Source organism: Yoonia sp. R2-816 (assembly GCF_046762905.1).
Taxonomy (GTDB): Bacteria; Pseudomonadota; Alphaproteobacteria; order Rhodobacterales; family Rhodobacteraceae; genus Yoonia.
Window position 1 is genome coordinate 1 of record NZ_JBKQXN010000333.1, and the last position, 921, is coordinate 921.

Below are 921 nucleotides of genomic sequence, written 5' to 3' on the forward strand. Positions count from 1 at the left end.
CTAATCATCATCTGATTGGCCTAACGGCCAACGCGCCTTGGAACGTGCTTGCTATTTGAGGGCATCACGCCCCAAGGCGCGCCACCAAGTGGCCGACTTTTGCTCCGCCACAGTGGCAGGGTTTTACGCCGCCGTTGACACCGTCGCGGATTGGCGCACGGGAATAGGTGAATTGTTGTCCTCGGTGCCGGAAACCGACCTCATGGCCGGGGTAGACTTTGACGGTCTTGCATCGAAGATCGAATTTGCGGAACTGGGTGTGACAACAGCACGCGTCGATTTCGGGTTCGACGAGACCAGGACCTTGAATTTCTTACCAAAGATATTCGCTGTAGATACCGGTCGTTCCATCATACCGCACGGCCATGCAAACATGGTATCAGCGCATCTTCCGCTAACCGGAGCATTCCGGCTTCGTCAGTATGATCAGGTAATGCGTAACGCGCGTTCGCTTATCATACAGCCAACCGCGGATAGGCTGATTGGCGCGGGTGATCTGTCTTCGATCGGTGAAGACGATGACAACGTGCATTGGTTCATTGCCGAAGAACCTTCCTATACCTTTGATGTCATCGTGACTGGGCTGGACGAAGAGTCAGATCACCAGTTCGAGATATTCAATCTCGACATGGAAGCTGCCGAGCCGAACGGGAATGGACGGCTTCGCGTGCCAACAATGTCAGTGTCCGAAGCACTCAGAAAGTACGGATAAATCAGAGGTCTCAATGTATTATAGTTTGGGCTCACCACCGACATCTTATGGTTTTGGTCGGATGACTTGTGCCAGCCGAGGCTGTGTGAAAACTCCGGATGATGTATGCTTTTCGGCAAAGACTGGAGGCGGGCATGTCGGGATATATCGAGGGCGCGGAGCGAAGTCAGGCGACGCTTTTTCCGGATCGGCTTGAAGATTGGATCGAC

1 protein-coding gene is annotated in these 921 nt (G+C 53.5%); it reads left to right on the plus strand.

Annotated elements, in window-relative coordinates; translation table 11 throughout:
* Window positions 1-88 precede the first annotated feature (88 nt).
* Window positions 89-712: a hypothetical protein gene (locus ACFWW2_RS25270; RefSeq protein WP_393933182.1), complete on the plus strand. Its 624-nt coding sequence runs from the start codon at window positions 89-91 to the stop codon at window positions 710-712.
* The last annotated feature ends 209 nt before the right edge of the window (window positions 713-921 follow it).